At 65.9% G+C, this 1,331-nt stretch carries 1 protein-coding gene and 1 pseudogene; both read right to left on the bottom strand.

Annotated features, from left to right (window positions below):
• Positions 1 to 10: 10 nt before the first annotated feature.
• A complete protein-coding gene (gene hisB / locus Q0349_RS03815; RefSeq protein WP_298079553.1) occupies positions 11 to 1,093 on the bottom strand; it encodes a bifunctional histidinol-phosphatase/imidazoleglycerol-phosphate dehydratase HisB in 1,083 nt (360 codons plus the stop codon).
• A 44-nt stretch (positions 1,094 to 1,137) separates the two neighbouring features.
• Positions 1,138 to 1,331: pseudogene (locus Q0349_RS03810) on the bottom strand (histidinol-phosphate transaminase); the annotation flags it as partial.

The raw sequence follows: 1,331 nt of genomic DNA, 5'->3' as shown, positions 1-1,331 counted from the left end.
GGGGCGGGCTTCACAGCACGCCCTTGCTGCTCGGCAGCCGGTCGTCTTCGACGCGGATGGCCTGGCGCAGGGTGCGGCCAAAGGCCTTGTACAGGCTTTCAGTTTTGTGGTGGTCGTTGTCGCCCTTGACCGAGAGGTGCAGCGTTGCTTGCAGGCTGTAGCTGAGGCTGTGGAAGAAGTGCGCGGTCATTTCGGTGCTGTAGTCGCCGATTTTTTCGCGGCGGAATTTCGCCCGGATTTTGCACCAGGGGCGGCCGGAGAGGTCGAGGGTGCATTTGGCGCGGCATTCGTCCATCGGCAGCACGAAGCCGAAGCGGGCGATGCCGCGTTTGTCGCCCAGCGCTTCTTTCAGCGCCATGCCGAGGGCGAGGGCGCTGTCTTCGATGGTGTGGTGGTCGTCGATGTGCAGGTCGCCGTCGCAGTGCAGGTCGAGACGGAAGCCGCCGTGGGTGGCGATTTGGTCAAGCATATGGTCGTAGTAGCCGATGCCGGTCGCAATGTGGTTCAGACCGGGTTCATCCAGCCAGACTTCGGCGCGGATGCGGGTTTCTTTGGTGTCGCGGCTGACGGCGGCGTGGCGCGGCGTGCGGTCTTTGGGCAGCGCGGGCGGCAGCAGTTTTTCGGCAATCGCCGCCCAGCCGAGGCGGTCGCGGTGGTAGGGGATGCCGGTGATGCCGAGGTTGTGCGCGAGTTCGAGGTCGCTGTCGCGGTCGCCGATGACGTAGCTGTGCGCCGGGTCGTAGGCCTGGTTGGCGATGTCGGCGGCGAGCAGGCCGGTTTTGGGTTTGCGGCAGGGGCAGTGGTCTTCGGCGCGGTGCGGGCAGATGTGGACGGCGTCGATGTGGATGCCCTGCGAGGCGAAGGTTTGCAGCATTTTTTCGTGCGGCACGGCGAAGGCGGCCTGCGGGAAGGCGGGGGTGCCGAGGCCGTCCTGGTTGCTGATGATGACGAGGCGGTAGCGCTGTTGCAGGTGCAGCAGCGCCGGGATGACGCCGGGTTCGTAGGCGAGTTTGTCGAGGCTGTCGATTTGGTAGTCGGTTTGCGGTTCGTCGATGAGGGTACCGTCGCGGTCGATGTAGAGGGTCGGTTGCATGGGTGTCTCCGGTTGGGGTGTTTGGTACGGGGGGGGGCGGGGCATCATGCCGGGCAGTCGTCCAGCGCTTGCAGCAGGGCGGCGTTTTCGGTGGCGCTGCCGATGGTGATGCGGATGTGGTTGGCCAGTCCCGGCACGTGGTGCTGGTCGCGCAGGATGATGCCCGCGTCGGCGAGGTGGCGGAAGACGGTTTCGCCGTCGTGGAAGGCGACGAGCAGGTAGTTGGCGGCGCTGTCGT

This window comes from uncultured Cardiobacterium sp., assembly GCF_938028185.1.
Taxonomy (GTDB): domain Bacteria; phylum Pseudomonadota; class Gammaproteobacteria; order Cardiobacteriales; family Cardiobacteriaceae; genus Cardiobacterium.
The sequence above is the reverse complement of the archived record's forward strand: the minus strand, read 5'-3'. Positions and strand labels throughout refer to the sequence as shown.

What these genes read in the sequence shown, in the direction of transcription:
- hisB (WP_298079553.1), bottom strand. Translation starts at nt 1,093, where the DNA reads ATGCAACCGACCCTCTACATCGACCGCGACGGTACCCTCATCGACGAA.